This is a genomic window from Streptomyces sp. NPDC048434 (genome assembly GCF_043200375.1).
Classification (GTDB): Bacteria; Actinomycetota; Actinomycetes; order Streptomycetales; family Streptomycetaceae; genus Streptomyces.
Genome location: NZ_JBICXQ010000003.1, coordinates 210,202 through 228,870, shown reverse-complemented (window position 1 = coordinate 228,870; position 18,669 = coordinate 210,202). Strand labels below are relative to the sequence as shown.

At 74.0% G+C, this 18,669-nt stretch carries 1 protein-coding gene; it reads right to left on the bottom strand.

Annotated features, from left to right (window positions below; all coding sequences use genetic code 11):
• Positions 1-4: 4 nt before the first annotated feature.
• Positions 5-18,655, bottom strand: coding sequence for a non-ribosomal peptide synthase/polyketide synthase (locus ACGFWI_RS05215; RefSeq protein ID WP_393904545.1), 18,651 nt, complete (start codon positions 18,653-18,655; stop codon positions 5-7).
• Between the last annotated feature and the right edge of the window lie 14 nt (positions 18,656-18,669).

The window sequence follows — 18,669 nt, the reverse complement described above, 5'->3', positions numbered from 1 at the left end:
TTCCTCACCGTTCGTTGTGGTCGCTGTTGCCGCGGGCGGCGTCTTCGAGTTCGCGCAGGACGTGCTCCTCCACCAGTTCGGCGAGGGCGGCGACCGTGCGGGCGGTCAGCACGTCGCGGGGGGTGAGGTCCACGCCGAAGGTCTCGTTGACCCGGGAGGCGATGAGCAGGCTGCGCAGCGAATCGCCGCCGAGGGCGAAGAAGTCGTCCTCGGCGCCCACGGCCGTCTCCAGGGCCTGTGCCCAGACGTCCGCGAGGAATTGTTCGGTGGGGGTGCGCGGATCGACGTGTGCGGTGGGCTCGGGCAGGTCCGGCCCGGGTGCGGGCAGGGCCGCGCGGTCGGTCTTGCCGTTCTCGGTGAGCGGGAAGCGCTCCAGCACGACGAAGGCCGAGGGGACCATGTGGGCGGGCAGCGTCCGGGAGGCGAACCCGCGCAGCTCCGCGCCGGCCGGGACGTCGGTGTCGGGTGCGGCGAGCAGATGGGCCACCAGGCGCGGTGCTCCGGGCTCGTCCTCCCGTACGGCCACCACGGCGTCCCGCACGGCCGGGTGGCGCACCAAGGTGGCCTCGACCTCGCCCGCCTCAATCCGGTGGCCGTGCAGCTTCATCTGGTGGTCGGTGCGGCCGAGGTAGTGCAGCTCGCCGCGGGCGTCGCGGCGGACCAGGTCGCCGGTGCGGTACATCCGGTCGCCCGGTGCGCCGTACGGGTCGGCCGTGAACCGCGTGGCGGTCAGCCCCGGGCGGTGGAGGTAGCCGCGGGCCAGGGAGGGTCCGCCGACCCACAGTTCGCCGGGGATGCCGTCGGCGACCGGTCGCAGCCGCCCGTCGAGCACATAGCTGCGGCTGCCCGGCCGCGGGCGTCCGATGGGGGGCGCGGCGCCGTCGGGCAGGAGTGGTCCTGACCAGGTGGCGACCACCGTGGTCTCGGTGGGCCCATAGGAGTTGATCATCCGGTGGTGCGGGGCCCAGCGGCCGACCAGGTCGGCGCCGCAGGCGTCCGCGCCGACGATGAGCGTGCGCAGTTCCGGCAGCGTCCCCGCGGTGGCGGGCGGCACCGTGGCGAGCGCGGCGGGCGGCAGCAGGGTGTGGGTGATGCGCTCCCCACGCAGCACCTCGGCCAGGTGCGTGCCGAGCAGCGGACCTGGCGGCGGCACCACGAGGCAGGCACCGGCCGGCAGGGCCATGCACAGTTCCAGCACCGAGGCGTCGAAACTGGGGGTGGCGAAGGCCAGCACGCGGTCACCCGGCCGCACTTGGTAGTGGTCGGCCTCGGCGGCGGCGAAGTCCGCCAGGCCGCGGTGGGTGACGACCACGCCCTTGGGGGTGCCGGTGGAGCCGGAGGTGTAGATCACATAGGCCGGGTCGTCGAGGTCGAGCGGGCGGACCCGGTCCCGGTCGGTGGGACGGTGTCCGGGTGTGGCGTCGTCCCCGGCCAGGAGGTCGTGGACCTCGGCGGCCTCCAGAGTGACGGCCGGGGCCGCATCGCGCAGCATCAGCGCGATCCGCTCGGCCGGGTACCCGGGATCCACCGGCAGGTAGGCGGCGCCCGCCTTGGCGGTCGCGAGCTGGGCGACGACCATGTCGGCCGACCTCGGCAGGACCAGGGCGACGAGGTCGCCGGGTCCGGTCCCCCGGGTGAGGAGATGGTGCGCGAGGCGGTTGGCCCGCGCCTCCAGCTGTGCGAAGGAGAGCTGCAGGTCCGGTGCGGTCAGCGCGGGGGCGTGCGGCCACCGGTCGACCGCGGCCTCGACGAGCGCGGCCAGGGTGGCCGCCGGCACCGCGTCGCCGGCCGTCGGCGTGGAGCGCCCGGTCAGCCGCTCGCGCTCGTCCGGCGGCAGGATGTAGATCCCGTCCACGGTCGTCGCGCCGCCGGGTGCCGCCAGGGCGCCCAGGGTGTGCATCAGCTGGGCGGCCAGGGACCGGGCGGTGGACTCCTCGAAGTACCGGGGGTCATAGCCGAGTTCGACGCTCAGCCGGGTGTCGGGCGAGACCACCACGGTGAGCGGGTAGTTGGTGGCCTCCAGGGCGTGCAGATCACGGACGCGCACGCCGTGTGCGGTGGCCGCGGTGTCGTTGATCGGGTAGTTCTCGAAGACCACCAGGCTCTCGAACAGCGCTGTCCCCGTGGGCAGTTCGCTCCAGATGCGCAGGTCGGACAGCGGGACGTGCTCAAAACCGCGGGCGTTCGCCTGCACGGACTGCAGACCGCGCAGCCAGTCGGCCGGGGCCGCACCGCCGTCCACGTCGCACCGCACCGGCAGGGTGTTGATGAACAGGCCGGTGATGGAGTCGGCGCCGGGCAGGTCGGCGGGCCGGCCGGAGACCGTCGTGCCGAAGCACACCTCGCGCGCTCCGCTCCAGCGCGACAGCAGCAGGCCCCAGACCCCTTGGACGACGGTGTTGAGGGTGAGGTGGTGGCGCCGGGCGAAGTCCTGGAGCGCGGCGCTCTCCGGTGCGCCGAGCCGCTGCGAGAGCCAGGTGCCGGCGCGGGTGGCGGCACCCGGCGCCGGTCGCCGATCGTAGGGCAGCGGGGTGGGTGCGGACAGGCCGGCCAGCGCCGCGCGCCAGTGCTGCTCGGCCGGGGCCGTGTCATGGGCGGCGAGCCAGGCGGCGTAGTCCGCGAACGGCCTGCGGTCCGGCAGCTGTAGGTCGGTGCCCTGCGCCAGCGCCGCGTGGCAGGAGAAGACGTCCGAAAGAACCTGGAAGACGCTCCACCCGTCGAGCAGCACGTGGTGGAAGGTCCAGACGACCCGTACCTCGGCCGGGGAGAGCCGGATGAGGGTGAGCCGCAGCAGCGGCGCCCGGTCGAGGGCGAGCCCGCGGTCCCGGTCCTCGGCGAGCAGCCGGGCCAGTTCGGCGTCGCGCCGCTCCTGCGTCCAGGCGCTCCAGTCGAGCTCGGTGACGGGGAGGGAGACGGAGCGGCGGACTGTCTGGAGGGGTACCGGCACCTCGTGCAGGACCACCGCGCTGCGCAGCACGGGGGTGCGGTCGACGACCTGCTGCCAGGCGGCGGCCAGCAGCCGGGAGTCGCCTATGCCGTCCAGGACGAAGGTGGCCTGTTCCACGTACAGCCCCTGGCCGGGTTCGTCGAGCCCGTGGAAGACCAGTCCCGTCTGGGTGGGGGTGAGCGGATAGACGTCCGTGACGTCCCGGCCGTCGCCGACGAGCCGGTCGACGGTCTCCTGGTCGAGGCGGACCAGTGGGAAGTCGGAAGGAGTGCGGCCCCCGGCGTCCGGTTCCGCGCAGTGCCGCACGATCTCCTGCAGCTCCGCGGTCATCTCCTCGGCCAGCGCGGCCACGGTGGACCGCAGATGCAGGTTCGTCGAATACGACCAGGTGAACTCCAGCCGTTTGTCCGCCACCAGGCCGACGACATCGATCAGCTGCGGCCGGTCGGCCGCCCGGTCCATATCGCCCTCCAGCGCGCCGTACGGTGCGTGCAGCAGACCGTCGCCCCCGGACGCGCTCCAGTCCTGCTGGCCCAGGTAGTTGAAGGAGATCTGCGGGTCGGCCGGGAGTCCGGTGGGCGCCGGGGTACGCAGATGGCGCAGCGCGCCGTGTCCCAGGCCGTGCCGGGGCAGCGCCCGCAGGCCCTCCTTGGCGGACTTCAGCGCCGTCGCGAGATCCGCGTGCGGCGGCAGATCCAGCGCGACCGGGAACATGGTGGTGAACCAGCCGACGGTGCGGGAGAGGTCGACATCGTCGAAGATCTCCTCGCGGCCGTGGCCCTCCAGCCCGATCCGTACCCGGTCGTGCCCGGTCCAGCGGGCCAGCACCCGGCCCAGAGCACACAACAGGACGTCGTTGACCCGGGTCCGGTAGACGTCCGGCACATCCTGGAGCAGCCGGCGGGTCTCCTCGGCCTCCAGGCGGACGGTCACGGTGTCCTCGGAGTCCGCGGAGTTGCGGCCCGCGTGGTCGGTGGGCAGGTCCGTCAGGCCGTCCGGCCCGTTCCAGTGGGCGAGTTCGTCGTCGAAGCCGCCGGCGGCGGTGTGGTCGTGCAGCCGCTGCGCCCAGGCGCGGAACGAGGTGGTCTTGGGGCCGAGCCCGGCCCGGTCCCCGGCGCGCACCCGGCGGTAGGCGGTGTCGAGGTCCTCCAGGATGATGCGCCAGGACACCGCGTCGACGACCAGGTGGTGGGCCGCCAGCAGCAGGACGGGACGGTCCTGGTCGCCCAGGTGGCACAGCGCGGTCTTCAGCAACGGCCCCTCGGCCAGGTCGAAGCCCGCGCAGAGTTCCCGGGTCAGCGCGCGCAGCTCCGCGGCCCGGTCCTGCGGCGCCCGGCGGGACAGGTCGTGCACCGCCAGGGCGGGTGCCGCACCGGGCGCCGGGCTGTACTGGCGCCGACGGCCGTCGCCGGTGGTCTCGTACACCGTGCGCAGGGCGTCATGATGCTCCAGCACCGCGGCCAGGGCGGCCCGCAACGCGCCCTCGTCGACCTCGGCGGCCAGCTGGAAGGAGAGCGACTGGGTGAAGTGCCCGGGGCTGTCCGGGACACTGTCGAACAGCCAGTGCTGGACGGGTGTGAGCGGCACCTCGCCCACCACCGGGCCCTGTTCGGCGGTGGACACCGTGGCCGGCAGCTCCCCGGCGGCCGCGGCCAGGGCGGCGACGGTCTGGTGGACGAACAGATGGCGCGGGGTCAGCGCGAGGCCGGCGCGGCGGGCCGCGGAGACGATCTGGATGCTGAGGATCGAGTCCCCGCCGAGCGCGAAGTAGTTGTCCTCGGCGCCCACGTGGTCCACGCCCAGCACATCGGCCCAGATCCCGGCGAGCGCCTTCTCGGTGTCCGTGCGCGGCGGGACGTAACCGGCGGCCGGGGCGGCCCAGTCGGGCGCCGGCAGGGCACGCCGGTCGAGTTTTCCGGTCGCTCCCAGCGGCAGCTTCTCCAGGGGGACGACGACCGCGGGGACCAGGTGGTCGGGCAGGCTCCGGGCGAGGAAGGCACGCAGCGCGGCCGGGTCGGCGCCCGCCGCACCCCTGGTGACGGCATAGCCCACCAGCCGCTTGTGGCCGTCGGTCTCGACGACCCGCGCGGCGGCCTCGGCCACCTCGGGGTGCCGGGCCAGCGCGGCCTCGATCTCGCCCAGTTCGATGCGGAAGCCGCGCACCTTGACCTGGTCGTCACTGCGGCCGAGGTACTCCAACTGCCCCTCGGTGTCCCATCGCACGAGGTCGCCGGTGCGGTACATCCGCTCCCCCGCGGGGCCGAACGGATCCGCCAGGAAGCGCCCGGCGGTCAGTCCGGGCCGCGCGAAGTACCCGCGCGCCACGCCGGTACCGGCAAGGTAGAGCTCGCCGGGTACGCCGACGGGGACGGGCCGCAGATACGGATCGAGGACGTAGGCCCGGGCGCCGGCGACGGGGCTGCCGATCGGCGGGGTGCGGTCCGGATCCGCGGGGTCGCAGTACCAGGCGGTGGCGTAGACGGTGGCCTCGGTGGGGCCGTAGATGTTCGCGACCCGGCAGCCGGGGACGGCGGCGCGGACCTCTCGTACGGTACGGGCGGCGAGCCCCTCACCGGCCAGCACCACGGTGTCCGCCGTGACGTGGACGGTGTCCTCGGCGAGGAGCTGGCCGAGGGCGGAGGGGACGGCGCTGAGCAGGCTCGCGGTCCAGGGGGCGGAGCGTTCGGCGAGGGCCAGCAGGTCGCTCACGATCTCGACGCAGCCGCCGGACAGCAGCGGGCAGAAGATCTCGAAGACCGACACATCGAAGTTGAGCGACGTGGACGCCACGACGTGGGACAGGCCCCGGCCGCCGAATTCGCCGGCCGCCCAGTCGGCCAGTGCCACCACCGACCCGTGGGTCGCCACCACGCCCTTGGGCAGTCCCGTCGAGCCCGAGGTGTGGATGACATAGGCGGGGTGGGCGGGCAGCAGCGCACCGGTCCGCTCGCCGTCACCGATGTCGGCGGGTGACTGTCCGGTGATCCGGTCCGCCGTCCCGGGGTCGTCCAGCGCGATCCGGACGGCGGGCCCCTCGGGCAGCCGGCCGGCCGACGCGGCGCTGGTGAGCACGATGTCCGGTCCGATGTCGTCGAACAGGAAGGAGACCCGCTCGGCCGGGTACTTGGGGTCGACCGGCAGATAGCCCGCGCCGCTCTTGAGCACGGCCAGCAGGGCCACGATCAGGTCGGCCGTGCGCGGCAGCGCGAGGGCGACGAACCGCTCCGGGCCCGCGCCCGAGGCGATCAGCAGCCGGGCCAGCCGGTTGGCGCGCTCGTTCAGCTCCCGGTAGGTGAGCCGGTCGGACCCGGCCAGTACGGCGGTGGCGTGCGGGGTGCGGGCCGCCTGCTCCTCGAACACCTCGGGCAGTACGCGCCGCGGCGGCGCGGCGGCCGCTCCGCCGAACTCCCGCAGGATGCGCCCGCGCTCGTCCGCGGTGAGCAGCGGCAGGTCCCCCAGGCGGCGGTCCGGATCGGCCGCCATCTCCGTCAGCAGGACGCGCAGGCACCGGCCCAGCCGCTCGACCGTCGCGGCGTCGAAGGCCGCCGGGTCGTAGTCCAGGGCGACGGTGAGGCGCTCACCGGGGGCGACAATCACGCTGAGCGGGTAGTTGGTCGGCTCCAGGTCGCGTTCCTGCTGGATGCCCAGGCCGTGCCGGGCGAGGGCGTCGCTGTCGAAGGGGTAGTTCTCGAAGACCACGATGCTGTCGAACAGGCTGGTCCCGCCCGGGACTTCGCTCCACGTCCGGAGCTCGGTCAGGGAGACGAAGTCGTAGCGCCGGGATTCCGACTGGGCCGTCTGCAGGTCACGCAGCCAGTCCAGCAGCCTTCGGTCGCCGTCGACACGTACTCGGGTGGGGAGGGTGTTGATGAACAGTCCGACCATGGACTCCACACCGGGCAGCGCGGCCGGCCGGCCGGAGACGGTGGTGCCGAAGACCACGTCGTCGCTGTTGCTGTAGCGGGACAGCAGCAGGCCCCAGGCGCCTTGCAGCACGGTGTTCATGGTGAGGCCGGACCGCTGCGCCGTCTCCCGCAGGCGGGCGGAGTCCTCCTCGTCCAGCGTGACGTGGACCGAGCCCGAGGACGAGGCGCGGTGGGCCTCCAAGGGCTTGCGGTCCCGCGGGAGTTCGGTCGGCGAGGTGAATCCGGCCAGCGCGGTGCGCCAGTGCCGCTCGGCCTGTGTGCTGTCCTGCTCCGCCAGCCAGCGCAGATAGCTGCCGAAGGGCGGGCGGGCGGGGACCTCGGGACGGCGGCCGGCGGTGAGCGCCGCATACCGTTCGCAGATCTCGTCGAAGACCTGGGCCGCGCTCCAGCCGTCGAGCAGGATGTGGTGGAACGTCCAGACGAGGCGGACCCGGTCGTCGGACAGCTTGATCAGGGCCAGCCGCATCAACGGGGCGCCGGCGAGGTCGAGACCGGCCGCCCGGTCCTCGGCGAGCAGGGTGGTCAGTGCGCGCTCGCGGGCGTCGGCGCTCCGCCGGGACCAGTCGTGGTGGGTGACGGGCACGGTGGCCCGGACCTGGACGACCTGCAGCGGCTCGGTGGTCTCTTCCCACACCAGGCGGGTGCGCAGCATCGGGTTGGCGTCGGCCGCCTGCTGCCAGGCCGTGGCGAGGGCGACCGGGTCGGTGACGCCGGAGAGCACCAGCTGGACCTGGTTGAAGTAGGTGTGGGAGTCCGGGTCCATCAGGCTGTGGAACAGCATGCCGGCCTGCATCGGGGTCAGCGGGTAGATGTCCTCCACCGCGCGGCCGTCCGCCGCGACCCGGTCCACGGCCGCCTGGTCGAGGCGGGCGAGCGGGTAGTCGGACGGGGTGCGGCCGCCGGCGTCCGGGCCGGCGCAGTGGGCGACGATGTCCTCCAGGGCCTTGAGCATGCCCGTGGCCAGCGCGGTGACCGTCTCCTCGTGGTGCACCGCGCTGCTGTAGTACCAGGTCAGTTCGAGGCGGCGCTCCTCGACCCGGCCCACGACGTCCAGCAGGTGCGGCCGGACGGACTCGGGTGCGGCGGCGCCGTCCAGTCCGCCGCGAACGGCGCGGATCAGCCGCCCGTCGCCGGTCCAGTCGAACTGCCCCAGGTAGTTGAAGCTGATCCGGGGCTGGGGCGTCCCGGTGAGTTCGGCGGCTCCCGCGAGGTGCCGCAGCGCCCCGTGGCCGAGGCCCCGGCCGGGTACCGCGCGCAGCTGTTCCTTGACGGACTTGAGCGCCGCGGCCCAGTCGCCGGCCGGGAGGTCCAGGGCGACGGGGAACAGGCTGGTGAACCAGCCGACCGTACGGGACAGGTCGACGCCGTCGAAGAAGTGGTCCTCGCGGCCGTGTCCCTCCAGGCCGACGGCGACGGTGCGCTGTCCGGTCCAGTCGGCCAGCACCCGGCCGAGCGCCGTGAGCAGCACGTCGTTGATCTGCGTGCGGTAGACGCCGGGCACCTTCTGCAGCAGGTCGCCGGTCCGCTGCCGGTCCAGACGGACGGTGACCGAGCGCAGGTCGGCGATCGTGTTGGTCCCGTCGGCGTCAACGGGCAGCGGAGCCGTGCAGTGTTCGGCCACCGCGCTCCAGTGCGCGCTCTCGCCGGCGAACCCGCCGGCCTCGGTGTGGGCGTGCAGCCGCCGGGCCCATTCCTGTACGGAGGTGGTCCGGGCGAGCGGGCTCATCCGCTCACCGGCGCGCGCCTGCTGGTAGGCGCTCTCCAGGTCCTCCAGCAGCACCCGCCAGGACACCCCGTCGACCACCAGGTGGTGCACGGTCAGGAACAGCCGCGGCGGTTGGGTCCGCGCGCCGGTGAACAGCTGGGCGGCGAGCAGGGGGCCCTGTTCCAGCCGGAAGCCGGCGTGCGCCTCGGCCATGGCGGCCTCGACCGCGGCGGCGCACTCCTCGTCGTCCCGTCCGGTCAGGTCCTGTACCCGCAGCAGCTGCGGTTCCGTGGCGTCCGGGGCCGGGCAGTGCTGTCTCCAGGTCCCGTCCGCCCGCTGCTCGAAGCGGGCCCGGAGGGCGTCGTGGTGGGTCCACAGGGCGTGCAGGGCCGCGTGCAGCGCCTGCGGGTCGGGCTCCTCGGCCAGTTCGATGACGACGGACTGGTTGAAGTACCCGGGATGCTGCGGCCGGGCGTCGAGGAACCAGTGCTGGATCGGGGTGAGGGCGATGTCCCCGGTCACCGGGCCGGTGCCGCTGACAGGTGCGGCGGCTCCGGTGGCGGCCGCCAGGGCGGCGACGGTCGGGTGACGGAACAGGTCCCGGGGGGTCAGGGTCAGGCCCGCCCGGCGGGCGCGCGAGACGACCTGGATGCTGAGGATCGAATCGCCGCCCAGCATGAAGAAGTTGTCCTCGACGCCCACCCGGTCGACGCCCAGCAGGGCGCACCAGATATCGGCGAGGATCCGCTCAGCCTCGGTGCGCGGCGCGAGGTGCTCGCCGGCGGTGGCGGCCGACCAGTCGGGGGCGGGCAGCCGGCGCCGGTCCACCTTGCCGTTGCCCGTGAGGGGCAGCGCGTCCAGGGTCACGAACGCGGCGGGGACCATGTAGTCGGGCAACTCGCCGGCGAGGAGGGCACGCAGCTCCGCCGCCTGCGACACCGTCGCGTCCGGGGCGGGGACGAGGTAGGCGACCAGGCGCTTGCGGCCGCCGTCGTCGGGGACGGTCACCACCGCTTCGGCGACCGCGGCATGGCGGGTGAGCACGGCCTCGATCTCGGCCGGTTCGACCCGGAAGCCGCGGATCTTGATCTGGTCGTCGGCGCGCCCCACGAAGTGGAGTTCACCGTCGGCGCTCCAGCGCACGATGTCGCCGGTGCGGTACATCCGGGTGCCGGCCGGCCCGAACGGGTCGGCCAGGTAGCGTTCGGCGGTCGCACCGGGGCGGCCGCCGTAGCCGCGGGCGAGCCCGGCACCGGCGAGGTAGAGCTCTCCCGGGATGCCCGGCGGCTGGGGCTGCAGCGCGTCGTCCAGGACGTAGACGCGGGTGTTGTCCAGGGGACGTCCGATGGGCAGAGCGGCGGGCAGCGGGTCGCCGGAGCGGAAGGCCCGCCGGGTCGCGAAGGTGGTCGTCTCGGTGGGGCCGTAGCCGTCGACCACGGTGAGGCCGGGGCAGGCGTCGAGGACGCGGCGTACCGCGGCGCCCGGCACGGCTTCGCCGCCGGTCCACACCTCCCGGGCGCCCTGCAGGCACTCGGGGTCCTCCTGGGCCAGCAGGCGGAACAGCCCGGCGGTCAACCACAGGCAGGTGACGCCCTGTTCGGAGATCGCCCGGCGCACCGTGGCGGCATCCACGTCGGCTGGCGGGGCGAGGACGGCCCGGCCGCCGCGCAGCAGGGGCACCCACAGTTCGTAGGTGGCCGCGTCGAAGGCCTGCGGGGAGTGCACCAGGACCCGGTCGTGTCCGTCGAAGGCGCGGTCGAAGGCGAGCGCCACGACGTCCCGGTGGCGTACCGCGACCCCCTTGGGGCGTCCGGTGGAGCCGGAGGTGAACATCAGGTAGAGCAGGTTGTCGGGGTGGAGGGCCGGCGTGGGTGCACCCTCCGGAGCGGGGGCGTCCGCGGTGCCGGACGGCAGGGGCACGGCGTCGCCCGTCACCAGCAGGGTGTGCCCGCCGGGTGCCACCTCGCGGGCGGTCTCCTCCCAGGCGGCGTCGGTGAGCACGAGGTCCGCCGTGGTCTCCGCCAGCACCTGCCGCAGCCGCTCCCGCGGAGCGCGGCCGTCCAGCGGGACGTACACACCGCCCGCCTTGACGATGGCCAGCTGGGCGATGACCAGTGCGGCCGACCGGTCCATGAGGACCCCGACCGGGGACTCCGGCCGCACTCCGAGCCCGACCAGCCGGCCGGCCAATGCGTCGGTACAGGCGTCGAGTTCACGGTAGGTCAGGCAGCTGTCCCCCGCGTCCAGAGCCGTGGCGTCCGGGGTGCGCCGGGCCTGGGCGGCGAACAGCCCGGCCACCGTGCCCTCGGGCAGCGTGCTGGCGGTGTCGTTCCACTCCTCGACCACCTGGCGGTGGCGTGCCGCGCCGAGCACCGGCAGCCGCGCGGGCGGGCGCCCCGCGTCCGCGGCCATGCCCTCCAGCAGCACGGTGAGGTACTCGCCCATCCGCTCGACGGTGGCCGCGTCGAACAGTTCCGGGTCGTAGCCGAGCCGCAGGGCCAGCTCCGGCCCCGGGTAGGCGACCAGGCTCAGCGGGTAGTTGGTGCTCTCGATGCCGTCGAGGCCGCTCAGCCGCAGTCCGTGCGCGGCGGCGAGGTCGCCGCCGACCGGGTAGTTCTCGAACACCACGATGCTGTCGAACAGTCCGACCCGCTCGGGCAGGTCGCTGAACGCCTTCAGCCGGGCGAGCGGGATGAAGTCGAAGCGCCGGTCATCGGTCTGGATCTGCTGCACCCGGCGCAGCCAGGCCGTCAGGGTGCCGTCGGCGGGGACGGTCAGCCGGGTCGGCACGGTCGCGATGAACAGGCCGTTCATGGCCTCGACGCCGGGCAGTTCCGGCGGCCGTCCGGACACGGTGGTGCCGAAGACGACCTCCGGCCGCCCCGTCTGACGGGCCAGCAGCAGCGCCCAGGCGCCCTGCACCAGGGTGTTCATGGTCAGGCCCGCGCCCTTGGCCAGCTCGTCCAGCCGGCGGGAGGTGCCGGCGGACAGGGTGACGCGCACCGCCTCGGTGGACTCCGCGCGGTGGGTCTCTCTGGGCTCGCGGTCGTAGGGCAGTGCGGTGGGCTCGCTCCACCCGTCGAGCCGGTCCTGCCAGTGCCGCTCGGCCTCCGCCCAGTCGCGGTCGCGCAGCCAGGCCACATAGTCGCGGAACGGACGGCGGCTGGGCAGGCCCGCCTCCTCAGGCGCGGCGCCGTCTCCGGCCACCGGGCCACGCAGCACGGCGTGGCACCGGAAGACGTCGGAGAGCACCTGGAACAGGCTCCAGCCGTCCAGCACCAGGTGGTGGAAGGACCACACCACCTGGACCTCGGCGTCGGACACCCGGGCCAGGACCAGGCGCAGCAGCGGGGCGGCGTCGAGGTCGATCCCGCGCCGCCGGTCGCGGTCGAGCAACTCCCGTAGCCGGGCCCGTCGCTCGCCGTCCGGCAGGGCGCGCCAGTCCAGATGGGTGACCGGCACGGTGGCGCCGCGCTCCACCACCAGCAGCGGCTCGGGCACGTCCTGCCATACGACGCGTCCGCGCAGCACGGGGGTGCGGTCCGTCACCTGTTGCCAGGCCGCGGCCAGGGCCTGCGGGTCGGGTACACCGTCCAGGACGAAGGTGAGCTGCTGGAAGTAGACGCTCTGGTCGTCCTGGGAGAGCCGGTGGAAGAGCATGCCGGCCTGTGTGGGGGTGAGCGGGTGGATGTCCTCGACGGTGCGGCCGTCGCCCACCAGCCGGTCCACGGTGGGCTGGTCGAGCGCGGCCAGCGGGAAGTCGGAGGGGGTGCGTCCGCCGGCCCCGGGCCGGGCGCCGTGCCGGGCGATGTCGCCCAGCGCACGGGAGAACTCCCCGGCCAGCCGGGTCACGGTCTCCTCATGATGGAGGTTCGCCGAGTAGAACCAGGTGAACTCCAGCGCGTCGCCGTCCAGTCGGCCGACGACCTCCAGCGCGTGCGGCCGCGGCGCCGTCGGGTCGGCGTCCAGCGCCAGCTCGCGGTGCGGGCCGCGGTAGAGACCGCCGTCACCGCCCGGCAGGCCGAACTGGCCGAGGTAGTTGAAGCTGATGCCGGCGGTCGGTGTGTCCGGCAGGCCCGCCGGCCGGATCAGATGCCGCTGGATGCCGTACCCGAGGCCGCGGCGGGGCACGGCGCGCAGCTGCTCCTTGACCGACTTCAGCACGGTGCCCCAGTCGGCGTCCGGCGTCACGCTGAGGGCGACCGGGTAGCGGGTGGTGAACCAGCCGACGGTACGGCTCAGGTCCACGTCGGTGAAGAGTTCCTCCCGGCCGTGGCCCTCCAGGTCCACCGGGACCCGGTCGCGTCCGGTCCACTCGTGCAGCACCCTGCCCAGCGCGCTCAGCAGCACATCGTTGACCTGGGTACGGAAGGCCCCGGGCAGGGTGTGCAGCAGGACGGAGGTCTCCCCCGGGGTGAGGCGCACGGTCACCGAACGGGCCGACGCATAGGTGTTGGCGCCGGCGAGGTCGGCCGGCAGCGCCGGGTCACAGGTACGGGCCAGCGCCGTCCAGTAGGCCGTCTCATCCTGGAAGCCGCCGGTCTCGGCGTGCCGGGTCAGCCGCCGCGCCCAGTGGCGCAGCGGGGAGGACTTCGGCGGCAGCGCGGTGTCCGCTCCCCCGCGCCGTGCGCGATAGGCCCGGTCCAGGTCCGCCAGCAGGAGGCGCCAGGAGACACCGTCGACCACCAGGTGGTGGACGGTCAGGTGCAGGACCTGGGGCAGGCCGGTGCCCCGGTCGTGGAGCACGGCACGCAGCAGGGGGCCGCGGCTCAGGTCGAACGGGCCGAGGTGCGGTGTGTCGTCGTCGGGGCCGGTGTGGCGGTGCAGCGCGAATCCGGGCGCATCGCTGTCGATGTGCTGGTGCCACCGGCCGTCGCTGTCCCGCACGAAGCGCGAGCGCAAGGCGTCGTGGTGGGCGACCACCTCGTGCAGCGCGGCTTCCAGCGTCGTGGCGTCCAGGTCGTCGGCCAGCTCGACGGACATCGTCTGGCCGAAGTGGCCGGCCCGCTCGGGGTCGCTCTCGAACAGCCAGTGCTGAATGGGCGTCAGCGGTGCCGGTCCGGTGGCCTCCGCCTCGGGGGCCACTGCGGCGGCCGGCTGCCCGGCGGCGTCCAGGCACTGCGCGAGGGCGGCCACCGTCTGGTGTTGGTAGACGTCGCGCGAGGTGACGGCCAGGCCCGCCTGCCGTGCCTGGGCGACGACCTGGATGCTGAGGATGGAGTCACCACCCAGCGAGAAGAAGTTGTCGTCGACGCCGACGCGCTCGGCCCGCAGAACGTCGGCCCATACGGTGGCGAGCGTCCGTTCGGTGGCGGTGCGCGGCGCCACGTAGTCCGTCGTACCGGCAGCCGTCCAGTCCGGGGCGGGCAGCCGGCCGCGGTCCAGCTTGCCGTTGGGGTTGAGCGGCATCGCGTCCAGGACGACGACCGATGCAGGCACCATGTAGTCGGGCACACTGCGGCCCAGCCGGCGGCGGATCGCGCTCGGGACGAGCTCCGCCCCGGGCGCCGGGACGACATAGCCGATCAGTCTCTTGTGGCCGTCGCTCTCCCGGGTGGCGGCGGCCGCCTGGGCCACCCCCGCACAGCGCAGCAGCGCCTCCTCGACCTCGCCCAGCTCGATGCGGAAGCCCCGCACCTTGACCTGCTGGTCGGCCCGGCCCACGTACTCCAGCTCACCGTCGGTGGTCCACCGCACCAGGTCGCCGGTGCGGTACATCCGGCTGCCGGGGCCGGCGAAGGGGTCGGCGACGAACCGGGCCGCGGTCAGGCCGGGACGCCGGAGGTACCCCCGGGCCAGGCCCCCTCCGCCGAGGTACAACTCGCCCGTCACGCCGGGCGGTTGCGGCCGCAGCATGCTGTCCAGGACGTAGCAGCGGGTCCGCGCGACGGGCCGGCCGATGGGCGGGGCCTGCTCGGGCGTGCCGTCGCCGGCGAACCATGCCGTGGCGTACACCGTGGCCTCGGTCGGGCCGTAGATGTTGGCGACCTGGGAGGACGGCATCGTCTCCCGGATCTCCCGTACGGTCCGGGCGGGCAGGGCCTCGCCCGCCAGCACCACCGTGTCGGCCATGACGGTACGGGCGCCCCGGGTCAGCAGCCGGGAGACCACCGACGGCACGCCGCTGAGGAGACCGGCCTGCCGCGGCGCGGTGCCCGGCCGGTCGGCGAGGGCCGGCAGGTCGGCCACCACTTCGATGCTGCCGCCGGACAGCAGGGGGCAGAGGAGTTCGAAGACGGACACATCGAAGTTGAGCGAGGTCGAGGCCACCACATGCGTCAGCCGCTCCCGGCCGAACTGCGCTCCCGCCCAGGCCGCCAGGTCGGCCACGCTGCGGTGGGTGACCACCACACCCTTGGGACGGCCCGTCGAGCCGGACGTGTAGATGACGTAGGCGGGGTGGCCCGGATCCAGCGGCCGGACCCAGTCGGCGTCGGTGAGGTCGTCCTCCGTCTGCCCGGCCAACTCGGCCGAGGTCTCCGGGTCGTCCAGTACCAGCCGCTCGGCGCCCTCGGGCAGGCAGCCGGCCGTGTCCCGGGTGGTCAGCACGAGGGCCGGATCGGCGTCGGTGAGCATGAACCGGATGCGCTCGGCCGGATAGCCGGGGTCCACCGGCAGATACCCGGCACCCGCCTTGAGCACCGCCCACAGGACGGCGACCAGGTCGGCCGAGCGCGGCAGGGCCAGCGCCACCAGGGTCTCGGGGCCCACTCCACGGCGGGTCAGCAGCCGGGCGAGGCGGTTGGCCCGCCGGTTCACCTCGTCGTAGGTGAGCCGGGTGTCGCCGCAGACGACGGCGTTCCGGTCGGGGGTGCGGGCGGTCTGCGCCTCCAGGAGTGCGGGCAGGGTGGTGTCCGGGCCGTCCTGCTGCGGTGCGTTCCACGCGTCGAGCATGGTGCGCCGCTCGTCGTCCGTCAGCAGCGGCAGTTCGGCCACGGTCCGGTGCGGGCCGTCCGCCATGCCGTCCAGCAGGAGGTGCAGCTGACGGCTCATCCGGGCCACGGTCCGGGCGTCGAACAGGTCGGTGTTGTACTCGACGGTCAGCCCGAAGGACCCGTCGCTGCGCGGCAGGAACTCCAGTACCAGGTCGAACCGTGCGGCCGGGCGCGGCAGCGGATGCTCCTCGATCCGTAAGCCGCCGGCTTCCTGCGGGTGCACCATGGCGGTCTGCTGGACGACCAGCACCTGCACCAGCGGAGTGCGGCTGGGGTCCCGCTGCGGGGCCAGCTCCTCGACGACCCGGTCGAACGGCACGCTGTCGTGGCCGAAGGCGTCCAGGAGCGTCGCCCCCATGGTGTCCAGGAACCGGTCGACGGTGGCGGTGCCGTCGACGTCGGTGCGCAACGCCAGGGTGTTGACGAAGAAGCCGGTCATCTCCTCCAGTTCCCGGTGGGTGCGTCCGTTGGCGACGGTGCCGAACACGATGTCGCGCTGGCCGGTATAGCGGGAGAACAGCACCGAGGCCGCCCCGGCGAACAAGGTGAACACGGTCGTGCCCTTGGACCGGGCGAGCCTGCCGAGGCGTCCGGCCAGATCCGCCGGCAGGTCGTGGCGGTGTGCCGCGCCGGAGGTGGTGCGCACCGGTGGCCGGGGCCGGTCCGTGGGCAGGTCCAGCTGCGGCATCCCGGTGAGGTGCCGCTTCCAGTACGCGAGGTCGTCGGCGTGCCGGTCCGGGGTGGGGTGCGTGCGCTCCCACTCGGCGAAGTCCGGGTATTGAAGGATCGGTTCTGCCAGGCCGTGAGGGCTCCCGTCCGCCTCGGAGGCGTACAGCGCGGCCAGTTCACGGACCAGCACGCCGACCGACCAGCCGTCGGTGACGATGTGGTGCTGGGCCAGGAGCAGCAGATGCTCGTCGGCGGCGAGCCGGATCAGCAGGACCCGGGTGAGGGGACCCTCGCGCAGGTCGTAGGGGCTCCCCAGCTCCTCGACGAGCAGACGCTCGGCCGCCGCGTCGCGACCGCCGGCCGGGACGCCGCTGAGATCGACGGTGCGCAGTGGCAGGGAGACGGTGTCGTCGACCCGTTGCACCCCGCGCCCGTCCACCGTGGTGAAGGTGGTGCGCAGGGAGTCGTGGCGCGCGGCGAGCCGGTCCAGGGCGCGGCGCAGCGCCCCGGCGTCCAGCGGACCGCCCAGTCGCACCCCGACTCCGGTGTTGTACTCGCTGTCGCCGGCCGTCAGGTCGTCGAGGAACCACAGCCGTTGCTGCGCACCGGACAGCGGCAGCGGACGCTCGCGCGGGGCGGGGGTGATCGGAGCCGCCGGCTCCGCGGTGGCCGGGTCGCCGAGGAGCGGCACCAGTCCGGCGATCGTCCGGGCGGTGAACAGGTCACGGACGGACAGCCGGTCGCCGAACTCCTCCCGGATCCGGGACAGCACCCGCACGGCGAGGACGGAGTCGCCGCCGAGCTCGAAGAAGTCGTCCCCGGTGCCGAGGGCGCTCACCGACAGCACGTCCGACCAGATGCCGGCGAGTGTCCGCTCGGCGGGTGTCCGGGGGGCGACATGGCCCGGCTCCGGGGCGCGGGCCGGGTCGGGCGCGGGGAGCGCCCGTCGGTCGATCTTGTGGTGTGCGGTCAGCGGGAAGGCCTCGAGGACGACGACGGCGGAGGGAACCATATGGGCCGGCAGAGTGCGGGAGACCGCGGCGCGCAGCTCTGCGGGCTGCGGGGGCCGCAGCGGGTCGCCCGGTGTCACGTAGGCGACGAGCCGCTGCCGCCCGGGCTCGTCCTCGCGCACCATGACGACGGCTTCACCGACCCGGGAGTGACGGGTCAACGCCGCCTCGATCTCCCCGAGTTCGATGCGGAAGCCGCGTACCTTGACCTGCCGGTCGATCCGTCCCAGGAATTCCAGTTCGCCGTCGGGGTTCCAGCGCGCCAGGTCTCCGGTGCGGTAGAGCCTGGTTCCGGGCGGCCCGTACGGATTGGCCACGAAGCGCGTGGCGGTCAGACCCGGGCGGTCGAGGTAGCCGCGTGCCACCCCGGTGCCGCCCACGTACAGCTCTCCGCCGGTCCCCGCCGGCACCGGTCGCATCGCTGCGTCCAGCACATGGACCTGGGTGTGGGGCAGCGGCCTGCCGATCGACGGTGTGCCGCCGCCCACGGCCAGCGGTCCGGTCCAGGACGCGACCACCGTGGCCTCGGTGGGACCGTAGGAGTTGATCAGCCGGCGCCCCGCGGCCCAGCGGTCGACCAGCTCGGCCGGGCAGGCTTCGGCGCCCACGATCAGGGTCCGCAGGTCGGGCAGGCCGCTGTCGTCCGACGGGGCGGGCACGGTGGCGAGCGCGGCCGGCGGGATGAGCGCATGGGTGATGCGGTGGTCCGCCAGGACGGCCACGAGTTCCTCGCCCAGCCACGGCCCGTCGGGCGGCACGACGAGGGTCGCGCCCGACAGCAGGGAGATGCACAGCTCCAGGACGGAGGCGTCGAAGCTCGGCGACGAGAACTGCAGGACGCGGGCGCCCGGCGTGACGTCGTACTGCGCGGCGGCCGCCGCGGCGAAGTCGCCCAGACCGGTGTGGGGCACCGTCACCCCCTTGGGGGTTCCGGTGGATCCCGAGGTGTAGATGACGTAGGCGGGGTGCTCGGCACGGAGCGGCGCGAGCCGGTCGGAGTCCTGCGGCGCACGGTCCGGCCCCGTTGCGGGCCGGGTCTGCGCGAAGTCGTCGATGACCGCGGCCGGCTTGGCGTCGGACAGCATCAGGGTGCGGCGCTCGGCGGGGTACGCCGGGTCGACCGGCAGGAACGCACCGCCCGCTTTGGCCACGGCGAGTTCCGCGATGACGAGTTCGACCGAGCGGGGCAGCACCACTGCCACCGTCCGCTCCGGCCCCACCCCGCGTCCGATGAGATCGTGCGCGAGGCGATTCGCCCATGTGTCGAGCTCGCGGTAGGACCAGGTCCGCCGGCCGTCCGTCACCGCGGGTGCGTGCGGAGTGCGGGTCACCCATGCGGCGAACAGGTCCCCGAGCAACGGCCGGGGCCCTGGACGGACCGGGCCGGACTCAGGGGCCGGGGGAACGGTCCGGTCCTGCGGCGATGCGGACTCCGGTGCTGAACTCTCGTGCTGGTCCGTCATGGAGGTCGGTCCTT